At 35.8% G+C, this 23615-nt stretch carries 25 protein-coding genes; 12 read left to right on the top strand and 13 right to left on the bottom strand.

What is annotated here, in order from left to right:
* Positions 1-3: 3 nt before the first annotated feature.
* The 4 genes from CKV65_RS03290 to CKV65_RS10800 all read right to left on the bottom strand — a co-directional run bounded on the left by CKV65_RS03290 (position 4) and on the right by CKV65_RS10800 (position 2095).
* Positions 4-552, bottom strand: a complete 549-nt coding sequence (locus CKV65_RS03290; protein WP_027889710.1) for a hypothetical protein — start codon at positions 550-552, stop codon at positions 4-6.
* A gap of 18 nt (positions 553-570) precedes the next feature.
* A complete protein-coding gene (gene murI / locus CKV65_RS03285) occupies positions 571-1383 on the bottom strand; it encodes a glutamate racemase (protein ID WP_027889709.1) in 813 nt (270 codons plus the stop codon).
* A 31-nt stretch (positions 1384-1414) separates the two neighbouring features.
* Positions 1415-1822: an acyl-CoA thioesterase gene (locus CKV65_RS03280; RefSeq protein ID WP_027889708.1), complete on the bottom strand. Its 408-nt coding sequence runs from the start codon at positions 1820-1822 to the stop codon at positions 1415-1417.
* Positions 1823-1939: 117 nt separating this feature from the next.
* Positions 1940-2095, bottom strand: coding sequence for a hypothetical protein (locus tag CKV65_RS10800; RefSeq protein ID WP_169449328.1), 156 nt, complete (start codon positions 2093-2095; stop codon positions 1940-1942).
* A gap of 250 nt (positions 2096-2345) precedes the next feature.
* Between CKV65_RS10800 and secA the strand changes: the two genes are divergently transcribed.
* From secA to csaB, 5 genes are all read left to right on the top strand, one after another.
* Positions 2346-4859, top strand: a complete 2514-nt coding sequence (secA, locus tag CKV65_RS03275; RefSeq protein ID WP_027889707.1) for a preprotein translocase subunit SecA — start codon at positions 2346-2348, stop codon at positions 4857-4859.
* Between the two features lie 104 nt (positions 4860-4963).
* Positions 4964-6071 (top strand): peptide chain release factor 2 gene (prfB, locus tag CKV65_RS03270; protein ID WP_197695388.1). Its coding sequence is split into 2 segments (ribosomal slippage): positions 4964-5032 and positions 5034-6071, totalling 1107 coding nucleotides; the frame shifts between segments, so codons are not numbered across the junction.
* Positions 6072-6093: 22 nt separating this feature from the next.
* Positions 6094-6783 carry an LmeA family phospholipid-binding protein gene (locus CKV65_RS03265; protein WP_027889705.1) on the top strand — a complete coding sequence of 230 codons (690 nt, stop codon included), beginning with the start codon at positions 6094-6096 and terminating at the stop codon, positions 6781-6783.
* Between the two features lie 20 nt (positions 6784-6803).
* A complete protein-coding gene (locus CKV65_RS03260; RefSeq protein ID WP_027889704.1) occupies positions 6804-8858 on the top strand; it encodes a DUF5693 family protein in 2055 nt (684 codons plus the stop codon).
* Positions 8851-9948: a polysaccharide pyruvyl transferase CsaB gene (csaB, locus tag CKV65_RS03255; RefSeq protein ID WP_027889703.1), complete on the top strand. Its 1098-nt coding sequence runs from the start codon at positions 8851-8853 to the stop codon at positions 9946-9948. The genes CKV65_RS03260 and csaB overlap by 8 nt, the downstream gene beginning before the upstream one ends.
* A gap of 115 nt (positions 9949-10063) precedes the next feature.
* Here the strand turns inward: csaB and eno are convergent, their stop codons facing one another.
* Positions 10064-11365 carry a phosphopyruvate hydratase gene (gene eno / locus CKV65_RS03250; protein ID WP_027889702.1) on the bottom strand — a complete coding sequence of 434 codons (1302 nt, stop codon included), beginning with the start codon at positions 11363-11365 and terminating at the stop codon, positions 10064-10066.
* 201 nt (positions 11366-11566) lie between these two features.
* On the opposite strand from eno, the gene CKV65_RS03245 reads away from it, so the two are divergent.
* The 6 genes from CKV65_RS03245 to CKV65_RS03220 all read left to right on the top strand — a co-directional run bounded on the left by CKV65_RS03245 (position 11567) and on the right by CKV65_RS03220 (position 15133).
* Positions 11567-12115 carry an NUDIX domain-containing protein gene (locus tag CKV65_RS03245; protein ID WP_027889701.1) on the top strand — a complete coding sequence of 183 codons (549 nt, stop codon included), beginning with the start codon at positions 11567-11569 and terminating at the stop codon, positions 12113-12115.
* Between the two features lie 15 nt (positions 12116-12130).
* Positions 12131-12757 carry a site-2 protease family protein gene (locus tag CKV65_RS03240; RefSeq protein ID WP_027889700.1) on the top strand — a complete coding sequence of 209 codons (627 nt, stop codon included), beginning with the start codon at positions 12131-12133 and terminating at the stop codon, positions 12755-12757.
* A gap of 1 nt (position 12758) precedes the next feature.
* Positions 12759-13526, top strand: coding sequence for a segregation and condensation protein A (locus tag CKV65_RS03235; protein ID WP_051177583.1), 768 nt, complete (start codon positions 12759-12761; stop codon positions 13524-13526).
* A gap of 190 nt (positions 13527-13716) precedes the next feature.
* On the top strand, positions 13717-14070 hold the full coding sequence (locus tag CKV65_RS03230; RefSeq protein WP_036254456.1) for a DMT family transporter: 354 nt from the start codon (positions 13717-13719) through the stop codon (positions 14068-14070).
* Positions 14063-14389: an SMR family transporter gene (locus CKV65_RS03225; protein ID WP_027889698.1), complete on the top strand. Its 327-nt coding sequence runs from the start codon at positions 14063-14065 to the stop codon at positions 14387-14389. Before CKV65_RS03230 ends, CKV65_RS03225 begins: the two co-directional genes overlap by 8 nt.
* Positions 14390-14503: 114 nt before the next feature.
* Positions 14504-15133, top strand: a complete 630-nt coding sequence (locus tag CKV65_RS03220) for a hypothetical protein (RefSeq protein ID WP_036254453.1) — start codon at positions 14504-14506, stop codon at positions 15131-15133.
* Positions 15134-15348: 215 nt separating this feature from the next.
* On the opposite strand, the gene CKV65_RS03215 is transcribed toward CKV65_RS03220, so the two are convergent.
* Genes CKV65_RS03215 through ylxM form a run of 4 tightly spaced genes read right to left on the bottom strand, consistent with a single transcriptional unit; the run spans position 15349 to position 17624 of the window.
* Positions 15349-15579, bottom strand: coding sequence for a KH domain-containing protein (locus CKV65_RS03215; RefSeq protein ID WP_027889696.1), 231 nt, complete (start codon positions 15577-15579; stop codon positions 15349-15351).
* A gap of 15 nt (positions 15580-15594) precedes the next feature.
* Positions 15595-15870: a 30S ribosomal protein S16 gene (gene rpsP, locus CKV65_RS03210; protein WP_027889695.1), complete on the bottom strand. Its 276-nt coding sequence runs from the start codon at positions 15868-15870 to the stop codon at positions 15595-15597.
* A 45-nt stretch (positions 15871-15915) separates the two neighbouring features.
* Positions 15916-17286: a signal recognition particle protein gene (gene ffh, locus CKV65_RS03205; RefSeq protein WP_027889694.1), complete on the bottom strand. Its 1371-nt coding sequence runs from the start codon at positions 17284-17286 to the stop codon at positions 15916-15918.
* Positions 17287-17288: 2 nt separating this feature from the next.
* Positions 17289-17624, bottom strand: a complete 336-nt coding sequence (gene ylxM, locus CKV65_RS03200) for a YlxM family DNA-binding protein (protein WP_231922708.1) — start codon at positions 17622-17624, stop codon at positions 17289-17291.
* A 232-nt stretch (positions 17625-17856) separates the two neighbouring features.
* On the opposite strand from ylxM, the gene CKV65_RS03195 reads away from it, so the two are divergent.
* Positions 17857-18705: an AraC family transcriptional regulator gene (locus CKV65_RS03195; RefSeq protein WP_027889692.1), complete on the top strand. Its 849-nt coding sequence runs from the start codon at positions 17857-17859 to the stop codon at positions 18703-18705.
* On the opposite strand, the gene CKV65_RS03190 is transcribed toward CKV65_RS03195, so the two are convergent.
* The 4 genes from CKV65_RS03190 to CKV65_RS03175 all read right to left on the bottom strand — a co-directional run bounded on the left by CKV65_RS03190 (position 18702) and on the right by CKV65_RS03175 (position 23612).
* Complete coding sequence (locus CKV65_RS03190) at positions 18702-20339, bottom strand: glycoside hydrolase family 36 protein (protein WP_027889691.1); 1638 nt, start codon at positions 20337-20339, stop codon at positions 18702-18704. The genes CKV65_RS03195 and CKV65_RS03190 overlap by 4 nt on opposite strands.
* A gap of 121 nt (positions 20340-20460) precedes the next feature.
* Positions 20461-21723, bottom strand: a complete 1263-nt coding sequence (locus CKV65_RS03185; protein WP_027889690.1) for a dicarboxylate/amino acid:cation symporter — start codon at positions 21721-21723, stop codon at positions 20461-20463.
* Positions 21724-21887: 164 nt separating this feature from the next.
* Positions 21888-23078, bottom strand: a complete 1191-nt coding sequence (iadA, locus tag CKV65_RS03180; RefSeq protein WP_027889689.1) for a beta-aspartyl-peptidase — start codon at positions 23076-23078, stop codon at positions 21888-21890.
* A 45-nt stretch (positions 23079-23123) separates the two neighbouring features.
* Positions 23124-23612: a YjiG family protein gene (locus CKV65_RS03175; protein ID WP_027889688.1), complete on the bottom strand. Its 489-nt coding sequence runs from the start codon at positions 23610-23612 to the stop codon at positions 23124-23126.
* Positions 23613-23615: the final 3 nt, after the last annotated feature.

The following is a 23615-nucleotide window of genomic DNA, read 5'->3' as shown; positions in this document are numbered from 1 at the left end:
AAATCAATCTGCAAGTTTGATACCAGCTAAATCAGCAATTTCTTCTGCTGTGAGTACCACTGTTTCTTTAGAAATTTTCCAAGGATAACGTGCAGCATGCTGGTAAACAATATCAAGCGGTAAATCAACCATATTAGTAAGTGTCTTTTTAATATCATTGTTTTTGCGGTCAATGAGTTTTACGCGAATAACGATATCAATGCTTTCTTTTTTCTGAATTAAAACAGATTCAAAATAATCATCTTCACGTGGAACGCCTTTAAGTTCTGCTTTAGCTTCAACTTTTACACCATCGAATTGTTCAAATGGCAAAAGTGGGCGCACATAGCAGTCCATAATAGTAGCACACTGTTTGCCTTCATTGGCAACATTTATAGTAGTGCTAAATGAAATACTATCTTGAGTGATTTCATCTACTGTAAATGGAGTGTGTTCATCAGCTTTCATGTTGACGATAGCATCACCGATAAAGCGAATGATAGCTTCGTTTAATAACATTAAAACTAATAAGATAATAAGAACCCATAAAACAATTGTGATTAGAAAATCCACATCAATGCCTCCAATTTGTTATTTTGCAAATATAGTTAAATCCACACCTGTAATAGGTGGAATATCACTACCTAAAATCAGTTTTGCCATTTCAGCTGTATTTTTTTGCTGGGCAGAAAAACAGATTTCCAAAGAACCTTGATGATTTTGGGTATTTAATAAATTCTTTTGGCGCAAAATATCTACTGCATTTTTAGCTGTTTCAAATGCTGGGTCAATCAAGGCAACATCTGTTCCAAAATATTTGGCAAGAACTTTGCGAATGATTGGATAATGCGTACAACCTAAAATCAAAGCATGAATATCTGCGTCTTCAAATTTTTTAGCATAATATTTAACAGCAGCTTCTATTTCAGGGCCTTCAATGCAGCCACGTTCAATGAGTGGCACAAATTTTGGACACGGCATACCATAAACTTTTATATTTTTATCTATAGCAGCCGCCGTATTTCTGTGCAAACCTTTATTGATAGTTGCTGCTGTAGCAATAACACCAATATGTTTATTAGCCGCTGCCCTTACAGCTGGAACAATAGATGGATTCATTGGAACGAGTGTAAATGGTGTTGTATCTTTAACAAGTGGATAACCATATGAAGTCATTGTATTACATGCACAAACAGCCATTTTAACATCACGTTGTGCAAAATATTCCATGAACTGTTTTAAAAATAATGTGATTTCTTCCGGTGTGCGACCACCATATGGTGCTCTAGCACAATCTCCGACAAATATAAAATTTTCATTCGGCAACAAACGGCGCAGTGCTTTGAGTACAGTAAGCCCTCCTAGCCCTGAATCAAAGACACCTATTGGTGAATTGCTATCCATAAAATAAACTGCTCCTTAATCTTTTTTTATATCAATTTAATGCAGCACGCATTTTCGTATAATATTTTTCTGGTAAACGAGTAATATGCCCAGTTTTTTTGCTGGTAAATACATTTTGAGTGAAACCTTCAACTAATAAAGTATTATCACTATCACGATAAATTTTATAACTAAATTCCATTTTTACCTTAGTTAAAGCAACTGGTGTTGTTTCAATGCGCAAAACATCATCAAATTTTCCTGAAGCAATATATTTACATTTTACTTCTGTAATTGGAAAAACATAACCATCATCCATCATTTCACCTAAAGTGATGCCAATTCGTCTGAGAAAGTCTACACGACCGATTTCAAACCAACGAATATAATTTGAATGATGTACTACAGCCATTGCATCTGTATCATAAAAATTAACACGATGAATAGTGGTACCAACCATAAAATCATCTCCAAAATAAGATAAACGACCGCTTTATAGCGGAATAGACTAGAGTTCATTATACTAATAAATTAAATGCATTTCAAGATTATTTTCGCAAATAATCCTCAACAGCCTTTATCTGCCAGGTCGTCTTAAACGATATGATACCTTCGCTTCTTTTTTCGTAAAATATACCCATAAATCACAAGCAGTACAAAAAAATCTGCCTTTCGCTTCAGGACGAACTACATTACCGAGCTTTCTACGACAAACAGGACATTTTATATCCATAAAAATCATCTCTTTTCTTCTTATTATATACCCATCTATTAAAAAGTATTTTATACAATATGTATTATGATGTTGTCAAATTTAATTTAAATATTAATACATCAAATAAATACATTATTTATTATAAAACCTTTTTTTGTTTAAATATAGATAGTTCTTTGACTTATTGTTTATAGTTTGATAAAATTTGATGTAGTTTTAGTTGCAGAATTTCTTCTGCATTTATAAATATTGTTAGGAGTTGAGATTTTTGTTCGGCTTTATTAAGAAAATTTTAGGCGATAATAATGAAAGTGAAATTCGCCGTATGCGAGGCATCGTTTCCAAAATAAACGATTTGGAACCAAAGATGCAACAGCTGAGCGATGGTTCTCTATATGGAAAAACTGATGAATTTAAAGAACGTATTGCTAATGGCGAAAGTTTAGATAGTATCTTACCGGAAGCTTTTGCAACTGTACGTGAAGCTTCTCGCCGTGTACTCGGTATGCGCCACTATGATGTACAGCTTATCGGTGGTATTTGCCTTCATGAAGGTAAAATTGCTGAAATGTGTACTGGTGAAGGTAAAACCCTCGTTGCTACTTTACCTGTATATTTAAACGCCCTTAAAGGTGAAGGCGTTCATATGATTACTGTCAATGACTATTTGGCAAAACGTGATAGCGAATGGATGGGTAGATTATATCGTTCATTAGGTCTTAGTGTAGGGCTTATAACTCATGATATGGATTTTCCTTCCCGTAAATTTGCTTATAATTGCGATATTACATTCGGTACAAATAATGAATTTGGTTTTGACTATCTTCGTGATAACATGGTTGTTTCTAAAGACCAAATGGTTCAGCGTGATTTACACTATGCTATCATCGATGAAGTGGACAGTATCTTAATCGATGAAGCTCGTACTCCGCTCATCATTTCTGGCCCTGGTGCAAAATCTACTGAAATGTATGCTATCATGGCAAGAGCTGTAGCTAATTTAAAAGAAGGCGAAGATTATACTTTAAATGAAAAAGAAAAAACTGTTTCGCCAAATGAATCTGCTGTAGCTAAAGTAGAAAAAGCATTAAATATCAAAAACCTTTATGATAGCTCTAATATCGAAATGTCCCATTGCTTCACTCAAGCATTGAGAGCTAAAGCAATGATGAAACGCGACCGCGACTACGTTGTTCGCGATGGTGAAATCGTCATCGTCGATGAATTTACTGGTCGTTTAATGTTTGGTCGTCGCTATTCTGATGGTTTACACCAAGCAATCGAAGCTAAAGAAGGCGTAAAAATTCAGCGTGAATCCCAAACTTTAGCGACAATTACATTCCAGAATTATTTCCGTATGTATAAAAAATTAGCTGGTATGACTGGTACTGCTAAAACAGAAGAAAATGAATTCTTGAAAGTCTATAAATTGCCAGTTATTGTAATCCCTACAAATAAACCAATTCAGCGTATAGATTATCCTGATGTAATTTACAAAACAAAACGCGCTAAAATCAAAGCCGTTATCAATAAAATTAAAGAATGTAATGAAAAAGGTCAGCCAGTGCTCGTTGGTACGACTTCCATCGTTCAATCTGAAGAAATCAGTGGTTTCTTAAAACGTCAAGGCATTGAACACAAAGTATTAAATGCTAAATACCATGAAATGGAAGCTGAAATCATCAAAGACGCTGGTCAAAAGGGCGCTGTAACTATCGCTACAAACATGGCTGGTCGTGGTACAGATATCACGCTCGGCGAAGGTGTAGCAGAACTCGGTGGTCTCTTCGTAATCGGTACAGAACGCCATGAATCCCGCCGTATTGATAACCAGTTACGCGGTCGTTCCGGTCGTCAAGGTGACCCAGGTGCTTCTCGCTTCTATTTATCCTTAGAAGATGATTTAATGCGTCTGTTTGGTTCTGATAACATTGCTAATATCATGGATAAACTCGGCATGGGCGAAGATGACCCAATCGAACACAAACTTGTAACTCGTTCTATTGAACAGGCACAGAAAAAAGTTGAAGCTCGCAACTTTGATATTCGTAAACACGTTATTGAATACGATGATGTTATGAATCAACAACGTGAAGTTATTTATGACCAACGTCGTAAGATTTTACTTGGCGAAAACTTGCATGAAAACATCATCGATATGATACACCGCACTATCGATAGTGAAATGGATAGATTTGCTAATGAAAAACTTTATCCAGAAGAATGGACTTTAGATGGACTCATCACTGAAGCTGAAGGCATCTATGCACCAAAAGGTTCTTTAGTAAAATCTGAACTCGAAGCTATGAGCCGTGATGAACTCAAAGCAAAACTTTACAAAACAGCTGAAGACAATTACAATCAACGTGAAAAATTATTCGGCTCCGAAATCATGCGTGATTTGGAACGTCTCATCATGCTTAAAGTTGTCGACAATAAATGGATGGAACACCTCGACCACATGGATATGCTCCGCGAAGGTATCGGCTTACGCTCTTACGGTCAGAGAAATCCTCTCGTAGAGTATAAAATTGAAGGTCATAATATGTTCCAAGAAATGATTGACAATATTCAAGATGATATCGTTAGCCTTATGTATCGTGTAAATGTCGTTCGCGAACAACCACCACAACCAGAAGATAGATTGAAAAATGCTACTGTAAACCATGGCGAAAGCATTTCTAAATCCCCACAGGCGAAAAAAAATACTGTAGGCAGAAATGACCCTTGCCCTTGCGGTAGTGGTAAAAAATATAAAAATTGTTGTGGCAGAAATAAATAAATTCTGTATAATATACAAAGAAGGCTTTATTTGATTAATTTCAGTTGAGCAAATAGAGCCTTTCGTCAATTTAAATAAAATTTTATTTATAAGGAAGTGACATGATGCTCGAAGACTTACGTACTACAATTGTAGCCATAGAGAAAAAGCTAAATGAAATGGGGGATTCACTTTGACATCGCTCGCAAAGAAGAAAAAATTGCTGAGCTAGAATATAAAATGGGTGAGCCTACATTCTGGGATAATCCAGAACAGGCACAAAAAATAACCCAGGAATTAAACGATGTCAAAGCTGGTGTAGATAAATACAAGCACATTCTCAATAAATTCGAAGATATGCAAGTCCTTTGGGAAATGGGCATGGAAGACAAGGACGAATCTGTTCTTGATGATGTTGAAAATGAAATAAAAGAAATCAACAATGAAATGGAACAGTTAGAACTTGAATTGCTTTTATCTGATAGATATGATGCCAACAACGCAATTTTAACACTTCATGCTGGTGCAGGCGGAACAGAAGCACAAGACTGGACACAAATGCTACTACGCATGTACGGTCGTTGGGCAGAACGCAATGGTTTTTCTGTTGAAACAGTTGACCTTTTACCAGGTGATGAAGCTGGCGTAAAATCCGTTACTCTCATGATAAAAGGCCATAATGCTTACGGTTATTTAAAATCTGAAAAAGGCGTACACCGTCTTGTTCGTATTTCTCCATTTGATGCTAACTCTCGCCGTCATACATCATTTTCTGCTTGCGATGTAATGCCAGAAATCGATGATGATGTAGAAGTAGATATCAATATGGCTGATGTTCGTGTTGATACTTACCGTGCCAGCGGTGCCGGCGGTCAGCACATCAATAAAACAGACTCCGCAGTACGTATGACACATATACCAACAGGTGTTGTTGCACAGTGCCAAAGCGAACGTTCTCAGCTTCAAAACCGTGAACAGTGCTTGCGCTTATTACGTGCTCGTTTATTTGAATTAGAACAACAGAAAAAAGAAAAAGAATTAGCTGCACTTGAAGGTGACCAGCAAAAAATCGAATGGGGTAGCCAAATTCGCTCCTATGTATTCCATCCATACAACTTAGTAAAAGACCATCGTACTAATACAGAAACGAGTGATACGCAAGGCGTAATGGATGGCGATATCAATAGATTTATTGAAGCTTATCTCCATGCAAAAGCAAACCATCAAATTTAAAATAGAATAAGGTTGTGGTAATTTGCGCAAATTATTAATAACTATTGTCATTGTCCTTGTTCTCCTTTTCGGTGGCACAGTATTTTTCTTGCCATCACTTATCAACAGTCAGATATCTTCAAAATTACAGCAAAATATCCATGCTGAGAATATAACATCTTCTGTTGAAACCTCACCTAATTTCATGTTTTTATTCGGACAAGTTGATACGCTGAAAATTTCAGCTGACAATATTGATTTAGATAAAGTCAAATTAAACAATCTGACTTTGAGTGGTCAAGATATACAAATCAGTATATCAGATTTACTTTTAGCTCGTCATCTCGTAGTAAATTCTGCCCAAAATCTCACAGTAACTGGCACTATGGACGAAGCTAATTTAACTCGTTTCTTAAATGAAAAAGTAGAAAATATCTCTGATATACAAGCAAAAATTGCGCCTGATGGCATAGAAGCCACTGGCAAGGTTTCATTTTTAGGTAGAGAAGCTACTGTTCATGTAAAAGGACATGTTCTTATTGAAGGCAATGATTTAGTATTCCGCATCACAGATGCAGATACACAAAGCAGTTTATTTGGCAAAATCGGTTTGAGCTTTACAAAAGACATTCCAATTGTTCAAGCTACTTCATTGCCATTTGAAGGAATGCAATTTACTAATGTAGAACAGCAAAATGGTCAAGTGCTTATTGTAGCAACTATCAATAAGTAATATGAGTAAGGTGGAAAAAAATGACAAAGTTTAACTATAACCGTTTGTTAATCGTTTGCATAATAATTGGCCTAATAGCTGCTATTGTAGTAAATGTTCAGCGTTACAATGTTGAACAATCTAATAAAACTGTTGATTTAGCTATTGACTATGAAGATATGTTGAAATTGGCGCAAATGGAAGGTTTACCTGTAGAAGAAGTGCTTTCTCGTGCCAAAGAAGCAGGCATAACTTCATTAGCAGTATATGAAACGACTTTTGAAAAATTAAATAAAAGCGGTAAAACTATAGCTATTCCAGGCAGTCAACTATTAGAAAACTATTATAGTGGCACAATGAGTGACCCTGCTTGGCGCGCTTTGGTATCTAACGGCACGATTAAAGGCGACGAATCCTATGTAGTAGGTAATGACTTACAGACATACACAGAAGTAAAAGCAGATTTAATCCGCAGATTGGGTGAAGACCGTGTAACTGTTCTTCATGCGGGCGGTCAAGAATTTTTAGCAGTTAAAGCCAATCATACTGAACTGTTAAAAATGAATTTAGGTATGCCTACTGATGAAATGAAAGCCGTTAATGATGCGGGCTTTTATGTATTAGCTCGTCCAAGTAATTACAAAAATGTAACTGATGACGATATCGATGCTGTTTTTAAACGCTTAGACGGCATCAATGTATCTGAAATCGTATTTTCTGGCTCAGAAACATTGGGTGGCTTACACAATACAGCTCGCACTATCGAACAGATGAAAGAACGCGGTATTGCACTCGGTGCGATTGAACACGTAACACAGCTACAATTTTATCCACAAGATGGCTTATACGATATAATCCGTGGACTTGATTACAATGTAGCGCGTCTTTATGCCATTCCAAAAGATGAACAGCCAAAATTAAAGATGGATGTTGCTGTTGAACGTTGGGCAAACACTGACCAAGAACGCAATATCCGCATAAACTTAATGCGTATCTATGAAAAACCAGTCGATGATTTATCTTTATTAGATACGAATATGCAGTATATTTCCTTGACAAAAGATAAATTAATCGAAAAAGGCTTTACTATTGATAAAGCCAGCTGTTTTGAACCATACTTTGGCAACAAAGTTCTTCAAATCTTAATGCTCTTAGGCGTTTGCGCTGCGGGTGTTTTATACATTTCACTCGTATTCCCTAAAGTACCAAACAAAAATCTTTATGCATTGCTTGGTGTATGCTTTGTAGCTTGTTTGATATTTATCTTCCTAGGTAAAGGCTCTTTAATACGTGTAGCAGGAGCATTAGCAGCTGCCAATATCTTCCCAACTTTGGCTATGATTAGCCAACTTGATGTAATTCGCAAAAATCGCTTAATCGGTAAATTGAAATTTACTGCATTACTGCTCAAATCCGTAAAAGCCATAGTTTGTGCTTCTATTATTTCTTTAATGGGCGCAATGTTCTTATCAGGTATTTTATCTGATGTAGAATTCTTCTTGGAAATGAATATATTCCGTGGCATAAAACTCACTTTTGTTTTACCGTTAATTTTAGTAGCACTTGCCTTCATGCAACGCTTTGATATTTTCGGTGAAAAATTATTAAATCCGCCAAACATTAAAGTACAGATAAAGCGCATTTTAAATATGAATGTTTCTGTAAAAGTTTTGGCAGGTTTCGTTGTAGCATTGATTGCTGCTGTAATTTTTATCGGCCGTTCCGGTCATACAGCAGGTGTTCCAGTTCCTGGTATCGAACTTAAATTAAGAGCTTTCTTAGAACAAGCTTTTTATGCTCGTCCACGTTCTAAAGAACTCTTTATCGGTCACCCTGCTTTTATTCTCATGATGATGGCTTGGTATCGTAAATGGCCATCAGCTGTATTTTTCATTTTAACTATAATCGCTACTATTGGACAGGGTTCAATGGTTGAAACCTTCGCCCATATGCGTACGCCTGTATTTATGTCCTTGGTGCGTGGTATTGATGGCGTTATCTGGGGATGTATTTTAGGCTGTATTATCATGGGTGCTCTGTACTTATGGCAATATTTTACATCTTCGACAGACAGGAGCAAATCTTTGAATGAGTAATATTGTAATTTCCGGGTATTACGGTTCTAAAAATGCAGGAGATGAAGCAATGCTCTCTGCAATGTTAGAAATATTCTCGGAGCTTGACCCAAAACTGAATATTACCGTTATTTCATCTGACCCGGATTACACTAAAATCCGTCATGGCGTAAATGCTGTCAATTGGCTCAATGTCATCGATATCTTAAAAGTATTGTACAAAGCTGATTTACTGATAAGTGGTGGTGGCAGTTTATTACAGAATGTAACAAGCGGTCGTAGCTTATATTATTATATGGGTATATTATTTCTGGCTAAACTTGTGCGTACTCCAATAATGCTGTACGCACAGGGCATTGGCCCTATATATGGCAGATTTGCCCGTCGTTTAATGCGCTGGTTCGGCAATCATAGCAGTTTAATCACAGTACGCGATGAAGACTCTTTAAAAGAGCTTGCCATGCTAAAAATTATCAAACCACCTATAAAAGCAACAGCCGACCCTGTACTTGCGATAAAACCAGTAGACAAACAAGCAGGAAAAAATATTTTTCTCAAAGCGCATGTAGATATCTCCAAACCAATAATCGGGATATCCGTACGCGAATGGCGTGATTGGACTCATTATAAAGAAATTATTGCACAAGCTGCTGATTGTGCTACAGAAGAATTTAATGCTCAAATTGTATTCATGCCAATGCAATATCCAGAAGATGTAAAAGCGGCTAAACAAATTGCTGCTAAAATGAAAAATCCCGTTTATATTTTAAAAGAGGATTTTACTACAGCTCAGCTCATGTCATTAGTAGGCAATATGGACTTAATGATAGGTATTAGACTGCATGCACTTATATTTGCTGGTGTTATGGGAACGCCAATGATTGGTATTTCCTATGACCCTAAAATTGACAGATTTTTAAAATCCATTGATGAAGAAGTTGCTGGCGATTTACAAAATATAACAGTAGATGCCTTGATGGAGCAAATTCGTCAAAAATGGCACTACAAAGAATGCTATCGCCAAGCTAATTTAAAACGTATGAAAAATTTACGTATATTAGCAAAATCTAACGCTGAAATGGCTTTGGATTTCATTAACAGACAAAAATAAAAACCTTGCTGGAGGATATCAATATCATTTATCTTTCAGCAAGATTTTTTTATAGCTAAAATAAAAAACCTGCTCTACATAGTAGAACAGGTTTTTCTTATATCAATATTAAATTTTAATGTTTTTGATTATATGCACCAAAACCAGGATATACAGCAGCTTCGCCTAATGCTTCTTCAATGCGTAAAAGCTGATTATATTTCGCTACACGTTCACTTCTACTCGGAGCACCTGTTTTAATTTGACAAGTGTTAAGTGCAACGGCTAAATCTGCTATCGTTGTATCTTCTGTTTCACCAGAACGATGGGAAGTTACAGCCGTATAGCCTGCTTTATGTGCCATCTTAATAGCTTCTAACGTTTCTGAAATAGATCCAATCTGATTTAATTTAATCAAAATGGAATTACCGCAACCTTCTTTGATACCTCTAGCTAATCTTTCAGTATTCGTCACAAATAAATCATCGCCAACAAGTTGAACTTTATCGCCAATGGCAGCTGTCAATTTTTTCCAGCCTTCCCAATCTTCTTCATCAAGTCCATCTTCTAAAGAAACGATAGGATATTTTTCCACTAAGTTTTTCCAATGAGCAATCAGTTCATCAGTTGTAAATTTCTTGCCAGCTTTCGGCAATACGTATTCACCTTTTTGACTGCCTTTCCATTCACTAGCCGCAGCATCAATTGCTATCATGAAATCTTTACCCGGTGTATATCCTGCTTTTTCTATAGCTTCTAAAATCACTTCGATTGTTTCTTCATCACTAGCAAGGTTCGGTGCAAAACCACCTTCATCACCCACAGAAGTTGCAAGACCTCTTGTCTTTAACAATTTTTGTAAAGCATGGAACACTTCTGTGCACCAACGAAGCGCTTCTTTAAAGCTTGGCGCACCTGCAGGCATAATCATGAATTCTTGAATATCCACTGTATTTGTAGCATGAGCGCCGCCATTTAAAATATTCATCATCGGCACTGGCAATCTATTGCCAGAAATACCACCAAAGAAGCGATATAAAGGAATACCCAATGATTTTGCAGCCGCTTGAGCGCTGGCAATGGAAACAGCTAAAATAGCATTTGCACCTAATTTAGATTTATCTTTCGTGCCATCAGCTTTAATCATAGCATTATCAACGGCGTAAATATCAGTAGCATCTAATCCTACAACAGCATCATTGATGATTGTGTTGATATTTTCCACAGCTTTTGTAACACCTTTACCAAGAAAACGATTTTTATCGCCATCACGCAATTCTAAAGCTTCAAATTCTCCAGTAGAAGCACCACTAGGAGCACAACCTCTGCCCACTGTTCCATCAGCTAAAATAACTTCAGCTTCCACTGTTGGATTGCCACGAGAATCAATGATTTCTCTACCAATAACTTTTTCTATTTTTGTTTTATTAAAAATCATTTACAAAACTCCTTTATCATTTAAATATCAGATAAAATTTTATCTAAATAATCTCAACTTGATGTACCTAATATAACATAAATGATAAAAATTATCAATATCGTTTTGTAAAATAATTTTCATAGCTTGCTGACAACTTTAATGATATAATTGATGATATCAGTAAATTAAAATTTTTTCTGTTTAATGGAGGATTTTGGTATGTACGAAGATTTAATTGAAGAAAAAATTTCTTCAGAAGATATTTTTGACGGAGTTTTGCTCCATGTAAAACGCGATTATGTAAAATTACCGAATGGCAACAAAGCTGTACGTGAATGGATTAAACATCAAGGTGCTTCCGCTGTAATTCCACTTCTTCCTAATGGCAATATCATCATGGTTCGTCAATATCGTTATCCAATCGGCAAAGTAACTTTAGAAATTCCAGCAGGCAAACTCGATAGCATAGATGAAGACCCATTGGTTTGTGCTAAACGTGAATTATCTGAAGAAACTGGTTACAGCGCTGAAAAATACACTTTACTTCATAAATTAGCTACAACAGTTGGTTTTTCTAACGAATGGATTTACATTTATTTAGCTGATGGCTTAACAAAAGGCAAACAACATACAGATGATGACGAATTTATTAATTTAGTAGAAATTCCATTGAGTGAAGCTGTTGAACTCGTCAATAAAGGTGAAATTTATGACGCAAAAACCGTGACAGCTATTTTAATGGTAAATAATTTACAAAACAATAAATAATTTTGGAGGTATTCAATGTTTGGTTTCGGTCCCGATATGATTTATGCTATACCAGGACTTTTAATTGCAATGACAGTACACGAATGGGCACATGCTAAGGTTGCGGATAATCTTGGCGACTATACGCCTCGCATGCAAGGACGTTTGACACTCAACCCAATATCACATATTGACCCAATTGGATTGATTATGCTGTTTTTCGCTCAAATCGGCTGGGCAAAACCTGTGCCGATTAACCCTAATAATTTCTCTAATTATCGTAATGGTATGATGCAGGTCTCACTAGCTGGCCCACTTTCTAATTTGATTGTTGCCCTGGTTGCAACTGTCTTATTTGCACTCACTTTTAAATACAATATGTCTGCACATTGGCTCACAGCCATTTTGCAACTTATTATTATTTACAATGTCAATTTTGCTATTTTCAATTTAGTGCCAATCCCACCACTTGATGGTTCTAAGGTCTTGCTTTCACTTTTGCCAGGCGAAATGGCATATAAATATGAAACATCTATAATTGCTAGATACAGTTTTATTTTGCTTATTCTGCTCGTATTTACTGGCATTTTAGGCTTCATCATTCGTCCGATTAGCGGACTTATCATCAGCTTTTTAAATATAATCGTATCTCTCATCGTTTAATATGCAAAAAGAACAATATAAAGTACATCTTAAAAGTTTTGAAGGACCACTCGATTTACTCCTACATTTAATCGAAAAAAATCGCATCGATATTTATGATATCCCAATCGCTCTATTAACAGAGCAATACATGGATTATTTAAACACATTCAAGAAATTCAATATTGAAATTGCCAGTGAATTTCTCGTAATGGCTGCGACTTTATTACAGATTAAATCAAAGATTTTATTACCTGATACAAAGATAGAAACGGATACAACAGAAGAAGATGAAATCGACCCTCGTCAAGAATTAGTGGAACGACTTTTGGAATATCGCCGCTACAAAGAAATCAGTAGCATATTAAGCGATATGGCAGAAGAAGCAGGACAGAGATATTTCCGCAAATCTACGCTGCCTGAACCAAAACATCTGCCACCGGTCGGTCTTGATGTAAAACTTCTCTGGCAAGCTTTTCAAAATGTACTAGAAGGACAACTTGAACATACGCCAATCGTTGCCAATGTAGCGCGCGAACAATACACTATAGAAGATAAAATCGTATATTTGCTCGCACTATTAAAAGAAAATAACGGCAACATCTGCTTTAATTCGGTATTTACAACGAAGACATCAAAAGCAGAATTAATCACGACATTTTTGGCAATGCTCGAGCTTATAAAAATTAAACGCATAACAGTTTATCAAACAGGGTTATTTTCCCCGATTTATTTAAAAATCAATGATACTGATGATACTATACAAGAAAATATTTCCCAGAATAAATAAAAATAACGGCTTTAACTGATTTAAAGGTTAGAGCCGTTATTTTTTATAAAATACTTTTTTATCTTATTTAAAAATATTAGTAAAAATAATTTTTATGCACTTGACTATGGTTTTATACCATAGTTTAAAATAGATATATAAGCTAAAAATCCCTATCATTACTAAATTCTTGTGAAAGGAAGTGCATAATATGGCTAAGACAACTGCATGGTATATGCTGTTTCTGGCGATTGCCTTAGAAGTAACAGGAACATCCACGATGAAATTTTTCGCCACGCATGGACGAATGGAAGGTTATGTTTTCATGCTCATATTCATCGGTCTGTCCTATTTTGCTTTGAGCAAGGCCGTCATTAGAATTCCCATCAGCGTAGCCTACGCCACCTGGGAAGGTGTCGGTCTAATCGGAACGGCGTTTGTCGCCTGGTTTGTTTTCAACGAGAATATGCCGCCGCTGAAAATTTTAGCCTTTGCCGTTATTCTAAGCGGTCTTTTAATGATAAAAAAAGGCACGCATACTGCCGGAGGTGATAAAAATGACTGACGGTATTCTCGGCACAATCCTCATAATCTGTTCTGTCTGCTTTGATGTGCTTGCCAATATTTTTCTAAAAAAATCGCATGGTTTCAAACGCAAATTATACGGTATAGCAGCAATAGGCTGCGTCGGCATCGCTTTTTTATTTCTAGCCAAAGCCATCACTGTTATGGATTTAAGCATAGCCTATTCGCTTTTCGGCGCATTCGGACTGCTGCTTACCACCTTTGTCGACAAAACATTTTTTCACTTAAAAATAACGTCGCTGGGCGTCGCCGGCATAATTACGATGATTTCCGGCATAATATTAATAAAAATGATTTGACCAGAAAAACAGCCGCGGAGGCTGTTTTTTTGATTAGACAAAAAGCTCCGATTATAGTAAACTTTAGACAAAGATACATCTTTAATCCAAATTTGCTTACAGGAGTTGAAAGTTATGTTAAAAAAAATATGCCGCTTAATAGTGCTTCTCATATGCTTGACGGCGGCTCCTCTATGTGTACAGGCAGCTCCCGCTACACCAGATACAGGGATTAATGCTGCTGACATGAATAGTGCGCTGGATGCGGAAAAAGTCCGGCTGCACGGCGAAATCATGCAAATGCTACAAAATGAACAACAAAAAAAAGAGTTGCAAGATTATCTCATAGCTACACGACCTATAATCGAACAATATCAAGAATATTTTAATACAGCTTCTCGTTTCGCCATTTGGTCAGAAGAAAACATTCCAATAATCGGGCATTTGCTCTCTAATGTAACTATGAGTATTGTAAATCATTTCTATCAAAATGCCTTGCAAGAAGTAGCTCAAACAGAAGTGGCTCAAAAATTTGCTGAACTCCGCTCTTATGGTATTAATATTGATTTAAATATATTCCAGCAAGCAATAGCCGATTACTTATTAAAACAAGGTGTAGATTTATCTTTAGTTTTGGATTTACAACAATTACTCAATCAAAAATCAGAAGTTCATGATTTCATGCAATCAATTATAAAATCTTCTGGCGCCGAATTTATGCCGATTGATGAAGGCGATATTTTACCAAAAATGCCAGATATTTAAACTTAATCTATAAAATACTAAAAGACGAAAAACCTAAATGGATTTTCGTCTTTTTTTATTAAAAATAAACACTAATTTAATCAAAAATTACTTTCAAATTTGTAAACGACACCTAAATGGCACCTAATAAAAAAGTTACCAATGATATATGTAAAATAAAAACGCCGAAAGTCTTGATTTAAAAGACTTTTCGACGTTAGATAGCTATTTAAAAACTATTCGACAATGTCGACGGTAACTTTTTTATTTTCACAGGCTGCAACGGCTTTTACTACAGTACGAATTGCTTTCGCAATGCGTCCTTGTTTGCCGATTACTTTGCCCATGTTGGCTGAAGCTACACGCAATTCTATTAGAACATGATTTCCGTCAACTTTTTCATCAACGATAACCTGTTCTGGATAATCAACGAGTGATTTTGCTATTACTTCAACAAGTTCCTTCATTTAATTGCCTCTTTCTTATTTTTTAGCAAATTTAATTGTATCAAGTTTAGCCATGATACCTTTTTTGCTAAATAAAGATTTAACTGTATCTGTAGGCTGAGCACCTTTAAGCATCCAGTCTATAGCTTTTTCTTCATCAATGTTGACAATAGCAGGTTCTTTTGTGGAATCATAGTTACCTAAGATTTCGATAAAACGACCATCACGTGGAGCGCGAGAATCTGCTACAACGATACGATAGAATGGACGTTTTTTAGCACCCATACGATTTAAACGAATTTTAACTGCCATGTTTTCACCTCCTTAAAGTGATTAAGAAATTTATATTATGAAGGTTTATCTAAATAATGAAGGAAGTTTAAAACCGCCTTTACCTTTTTTACCCTTCTTATTAAACTGTTTCATATTGGACATTTTTTTCATCATTTTTTTCATTTCATCAAATTGCTTTAAGAGCTTATTGACTTCCTGAACCTTTGTACCACTACCCATAGCGATACGTTTGCGACGTGAACCGTTAATGATTTTGGTATTGCGCTTTTCTTCTGGTGTCATGGCTCTGATAATAGCTTCAATATGCTTGATTTCTTTGCCATTCATATCTAAATCTACACCATCGAGTTTCTTTTTAAGATTTCCCATACCTGGTATCATGCCCAAAATACTTTCAAAAGAACCAAGTTTTCTCACTTGATTAAGTTGAGAAAGGAAATCATCAAGTGTAAACTCATTTTTACGGAATGCCTTTTCCATTTTTTTAGCTTCTTCCGCATCAAAAGCCGATTGAGCTTTTTCAATAAGTGTGAGAACATCGCCCATACCTAAGATACGTGAAGCCATTCTATCTGGATAAAATGGTTCAAGTGCTTCTAATTTTTCACCAGCACCGACAAATTTTATCGGACAACCTGTTACAGCTTTGACAGAAAGTGCAGCACCACCACGTGCGTCACCGTCCATCTTAGTCAAAACTACGCCATCTAAGCCTAAGTCATTGTTGAAGCTTTCAGCTACGTTGACAGCATCTTGACCAGTCATAGCATCTACCACTAATAAAATTTCATGTGGTTTGACTTCTGCTTTAATAGATTTTAACTCTTGCATAAGATTTTCGTCAATATGCAAGCGACCAGCTGTATCGATGATTACAATATCATTAGCATGAGAATGAGCATATTCTATACCTTCTTTAGCTATTTTCACTGCATCTTTGCAATCTTCTTTTGCAAATACTGGTATATTAATTTGACTGCCAAGTACCTGCAACTGTTTAATTGCTGCTGGACGATATATATCGGCTGCTATCATAACTGGATGTTTGCCTTGCTTTTTAAACATCAAAGCGAGTTTGCCTGCTGAAGTTGTTTTACCTGCCCCTTGCAAACCTACCATCATGATGATTGTCGGTGGTTTTGGAGAAATATTAATGTGGCTTTGTGTTTGCCCCATCAATGCAGTTAATTCTTCGTTGACAATTTTAATAACAGCCTGTGCTGGAGTCAAGGACTCTAAAACTTCTTGACCTACGGCACGTTCTTTTATCTTTTTAATAAAATCTTTAACTACTTTAAAATTTACATCGGCTTCTAATAAAGCTATGCGGATTTCCCTCATTGTGGCATTTACATCATCAGCTGTGAGCTTTCCATGCCCGCGTAACTTTTTAAAAGTTTCTTGTAAACGGTCAGCTAAACTTTCAAAAATCAAATTTATGCCTCCTTGCTATCACTTGTTAAAACAGAAATACGTTCTATTATATTATTAAGTCTGTCATCATGTATTTCCTGCTCGATTTGTGTTAAATCGTTCAGAATAGAGCTAAGTTCTTTTTTTTCTTTTATAGAACGAGCCGCCAAACCAAGTTTATCTTCATACTGTTGCATGAGTTGTTCACTGCGTTTCAGCATATCATAAACAGCTTGACGTGAAATACCAAGCTCTGCACTGATTTCCGATAAAGAAAAATCTTCAAATAGGTGCATTTGTAAACAACGGTTCTGCTTATCAGTCAGCAAAGGTCCATAAAAATCAAATAATGCGCTCATGTGCAAAAACTTTTCCAGCATTATATCACCTGAGCTTTCTAAGACACTTGCCGCATTTGCGACCTTGATTATTATATCTAAGAAAAATAGTTGTGTCAAGTATTTTTACTTGTCAGCATAAAAAATTTTTTAGCAGGAATAAATTATGATGTAGAGAACAAATATTTTAAAGCAATTATTTAAGTAAAATAAAAACAATCTATCTATACATAATTTAATTTAGAGGTGAATTATGGACAGAAATCAACATATTATGGAGCGTAAAACTTCATCCAAAGAATTATATTTACTATCTTGTGGCTGGGAAAAATGTACATCAATCCAATCTTATGGCCCCGCTGTGCGCAATTATTATATGCTTCATTTCGTTTTAGAGGGTTCTGGTTTTTATTTCATTGAAGATAAAAGTTTTAAAGTAAACACAGGACAATGTTTTCTCGTTGAACCAGGCAATTTAACTTTTTATAAAGCGGAGTCGACAAACCCATGGACTTACACATGGATTTGCTTTAATGGCAGTATAGTACCTGAACTTTTAGTCCAATGCCATTTTACGCCCAATCAACCAGTTGTTACCTTATCATCAGTGCAATCAATAGCAAAAATAATCCGTAGCATGATGCACCATGATAAATTAACACCTGCTAATGAGTGTTATATTCACAGTGAATTATATTTATTATTCGCTAAACTACAAGAAGATTTACATGCTAATTACAATGCTGTTGAATTAAATGATAATTTTTATATAACGAAAGCTATTGAATACATTGAAAAAAATACATTCACTGACTTAAGCGTGAAAAACGTAGCGCGCTATTTAAACATCAGTCGCAGTTATTTATACGCATTATTTGAGCGCGAACTTCACACTTCACCGCAACAATTTTTGATGAACGCCAAAATAGCAAATGCACGTGAATTATTACGCAAAAGCACTGTTCCCGTCGCTAGTGTCGCACTATCTTGCGGGTACAAAAATGCATTTGCTTTTTCACGTGCATTTAAACAAGCTACTGGTATGTCGCCTCAATTATATCGAAAAACATATTATAAGCCTAAAAACTTACTCAATTCTTAACCGATGATTGATAAATACGGCGTATAGCGAACGGCTTGCGTTTTAAATCTAACGCCACATTCTTCATACCAATTATATTTTCTTTTAATATTATTCAGTTTATCTTCCCATTCTTCCGGGCAATCAGTATCTTCCCAATCAGTTGGAACTACATGATGTTTTTGCTCCGAAGCTATTACCATTATTTTATGAAGTTCTTCATTTTCTGCCTCAGATAAGAGACCTGGTCGAGCTGAAACGAATAATGATGTACCACTTTGTGCTAATAAATCAGCCCATTGCTTATTGAATTTCCAAGAAACACCATAATCAATGCCCACACAATCAGCATCCACTTCATAGAATTTACCGTGTTGTGGCAAACGAAAAGCCAGTGTATTTATGCCCATGCTGCGCGTTCTTTCCCAATTTAATCCGCTCGTATCATCACCTGTGCGGTTCATATGCATAAGTCCTGCACCGAGATGACCGATAGCATTGCAACCTAAGATAATTGTATTCGTTTCCTTTGAAGCTTCTAAAATAGCTTTATACAATAATTTCACGACTTCCGCACTCGTCATGCTTTCATCGTAAAAATGCCAGCCATCTTTAGTCACCAATGGGTTCATCTCAAAACCCCATCTACCGAATAAATCAAAAGTAGAAAAGTCATGTTTAATCAAGGTATAGCCCCAATCACAAATGCGTTTTACATCACGCTTGATATATTCTAGTGCCTGAGGATTAGACGGGTCAAGACAGCCATTTGTCGATAACCTCCATTCACTTGGAATGTCCTCTGCTTCATTTTGCAAAAATCTTACCCAAATGCCAGGGCGAACACCTTTAGCTACTAATTTTTCTGCTAAAGCTTTCATATCAGGAAATTTTTCATTGCCTTTTGTCCATGGGCCACCATTGTATTCATTTAAACGATGATGTTCTTGCCAGCAATCATCAATTACCATATACGGTCTATTTTTAATACCTTCTGTGAGTTTTACGATATAATCTGTATCGCTTAAAATTTCTTCTTCAGAACTATCGCCATATGCATAATACCAATTATTACTGCCATATACTGGATATGTAGGCAATATAGGGTCTGTACACATATCACCACAGAAATCGCTCAAAGCTTCGAACGAAGTACAATTTAAGAACTTTGTTCCAAGAACTTCTGCCACCTCTAATTTACGACCGCCAAGTTTTACACCATTGCCACCGCAACGCACATCCATAAATAAAGTCATGCCCATACTATCCACTTGCCAAAAACACATGGCTGATGGTCTGACTTTAACGCCATAGCAAATGGTGTTATTTTCATGCGTTGCCGCAAAATACCATGGCATAAAGCGTCTAGCACTCATTCCCTGCCACTGTAAATCGCTGTAGCCACGTTCCCAAGCATCACCTAAAAAGCGTGCTTTTTTATCCCAAGTCATATTATTCCAGCGAAGTTTTATCCAGCGCACTGGTGTGATATCCGCAGTCAAAAATATAGCACAATGTTCACCAGTTTTAGCAAATTCTACACGTACATCATCAAATTGTACTAAATCATTATTTATTATTGTTTCACGTTCATTTTTATCTGTACCGATTGTAATATAATCCGGTTGCCTTATATCTATAATGCATTTATCCATTGTAATCTATCCTTTAACTATAAATTATCACCCAGATGATTATAGTTAAATTATACATTACTGCATTATAAATACCATGTCCAAAATATGCTAAAACATTGCTAAATGTCTTTAAAATACATTAAGCTTTTTCTTGTTTATTAAAATTATTTTTATAAGCGTGTACTATTTCTTCACGTTTAATATCTCTTTCCCAAAGACCGACAACTACAGTTGCAATACAGTTACCGAAAATATTGCAGAAAGTACGCGCCATATCCATGATACGGTCTACACCTAAAATAATCGCAATACCTTCTGTTGGAATACCAAAAGAAGCTGCTGTACCTGCAATTACAATGATAGAAGCACCTGGAACACCAGCAATACCTTTCGTAGAAATCATCAAAGTCAATAACATTATAATTTGCTGTGTAATACTAAATTCAATATCATACATTTGGGCAAGGAAAATAACGGCAAGAGAACTATATAAAGTTGAACCATCAAGGTTAAATGAATAACCTGTTGGCATTACAAAAGTAACAACCTGTTTTGGCAAGCCGAGTTTTTCCAAACATTTCATGGCAAGTGGCAAAGCTGCTTCACTACTTGCTGTAGAATAACCGAGTAATAATGGTTCGCGTAAAACTTTGAAAATATGCCAGAAATTAAGTTTTGTAATCATTGAAGCGATAAATGCCAAAATACATAAGAATATTATAATAGCAAAATAAAGTGAGAATACCAACTTACCAAGCGGAATGAGCATTTCCAAGCCAAATGTACCAACAGTATAAGAAATCATAGCAAAAATACCGATTGGCGCAAACATCATTACATAATGAGTTACTTTAAACATAGCTTCAGCAATACCACGGCAACATTCTACAACGATTTTACCTTTTTCACCGATATGTGCTAATGCTACCCCGAAGAAACAAGTGAAGAAAATGATTTGAAGCATATCGCTTTTAACACAAGCTTCTACAATGTTCGCTGGAATGATATTTAATAAGTGCATAGAAATACTAAAGGATTGCGCTGTTGCTGCCGCATTTGCACCAGCTGCTGCACCGATAGCAGGAAGTGATACACCTACACCTGGCTGAAGAACATTTACTACAACCAAACCAACAATAAGAGCTAATGCACTGGCAACTTCAAACCAAATGATAGCTTTTCCACCAAGGCGACCAAGCTTTTTAAAATCGCCTGTTCCAGCAATACCGATAACTAATGTACTAAAAATGAGTGGTACAACAATCATCTTAATCATTCGAATAAATGCATCACCGAGTGGTTTTAATTGTGAACCAAAGTCTGGAAAAAAACAACCAAAAGCTGCCCCTAATATCAATCCCAGAAAAATTTGTGCTGTTAAACTAATACGTAATCTTTTCATTTAATCCATCCTTTCTAAAAAATAAAGACAACTCTCTAAAATAAAACTAACTTTTATATCTTATCATATTTTAACGATATTTTCGCTATTAAAAACTAAAATAGAGGTATTTTTATCACAAAATACCTCTATTTTTATTCATCTTATTAAATTAAACTACCTTATTAATATCTTTTTTCAAATGTACCAAAGACAATTGGTTTGCCATTTTCCACCATATGTGTGCCTCTTGCCCATACATCTTGAAGCATTAAATTTTTATCCAAAACTAAAATATCTGCATCACTATTTTTATTGATTGAACCTTTATTTGGATATAATTTAAGATTTCTAGCTACATTGCTAGTAATAGTTTTGATAGCATCAGTAATGGCAATTCCTTCTTTTTGTACCATATCGCGGAATTCTTCTAATAAAGAAGATTGACTGGCAACGCCTACACCGATATTATTACCTTCATCATCAAAAATAGGCATGCTACCATTTCCATCAGAACTCATAGTAATTTTACTGATATCCACACCTGCATCAAGTGCTTGTTTTACAGCTTCGCTAGGTTTTAAACCTTTAACTGAACCAGTTGCAGGACTTACGCTAGAAGTTATATCTATTAACCCACCCTGTTTTGCCCATTTTACACATTCTTTAAATAAACGTTTATGACGATTAGCATGTGTAGGAATAATTTGTGTTTTAGGTATTTCTCCATTTTTAGTGATTTCGTATAACATTTTCAATCCATCTTCGCCATCACCGAGGTGCATATTTACAACACCAGCTTTTCCACTAAGCATACCACCTACACGAGCTTCAGCTGTGATTTGCTGATATGCTTCTTTTGGAGATTGGGAAGAGCGATGGTCGCACATAGCAATTTCACCAGTACCGATTACTTTATCAATTAAAATAATATCTTTGCGTACACTGCCTGTGATAGTTGGTGTTGGAATTTCATATGAACCAGAATAAATATATGCTGTAATACCTTCATCTTCTAATCCACGTGCTTTAGCTAAAAGACTTGCTACGTGGCGAGTTACACCATCTGTTCCCAAAAGACCAGCAACAGTTGTAACACCTGAAGTCGTTATATCTGTAAGTTGAATTTCTGGTGTTCTTGTAGCATAACCACCTTCACCACCACCACCAATTAAATGCACATGCGCATCGATAAATCCAGGAACAATGTATTTATCTGTACAATCCACTACTGTGCAATCATAACAACCTGGCAAAGATAAATCACTGCCAATAGCAGCAATTTTTTCACCTGCTATTAAAATGTCCTTTACGCCTAAATCTTCTGGCGCAATAACATGTGCATTTTTCAACAATGTAAAAAACGGTTTTTCCATATTAAATACCCTCTTCATTTAAATTATATTAATTTATACAATATATTATAAAAACATCATAATCAAGCGCATTGCCCAAATAGATAATAATGCATTTATCACGCAAATTAAAATAATTGCTGGATAATGTTTTGTATTTACATCAGCAATACCGAGGCAACGGCCGACATTTTGTACAGGATTTCCCATTAAATAAATAGCAGGAATTAAAACTGTAATCTGCGTAGCATCTAATGTGCCAGCTGTATAAAGACTCATGGCAACACCTACACCACCGCCCATACTCATAAGTGCAGTGATAAGTACTGTAGCAGCTTCGCCAGGTAAGCCCCAAAGTCCCATGACTGGTTCAAATACAACGCCGATTAAATGTAAAAGACCTGTAACATCTAAAATACGAATTACAACAAATGCCATCACTACATTTGGCAATAAACTGGTTGTCCCAATTGTAAAACCTTTTCTAGCACCTTCAATAAATAAATCTAAAACATTTTTATTTACTTTTACTTCTGTATTATTTACGTTACTCATGAT

Source organism: Megamonas hypermegale (assembly GCF_900187035.1).
GTDB classification, from domain to species: domain Bacteria; phylum Bacillota; class Negativicutes; order Selenomonadales; family Selenomonadaceae; genus Megamonas; species Megamonas hypermegale.
Note: the sequence above shows the minus strand (reverse complement) of the source record. Positions and strands in the feature narration are given on the sequence as shown.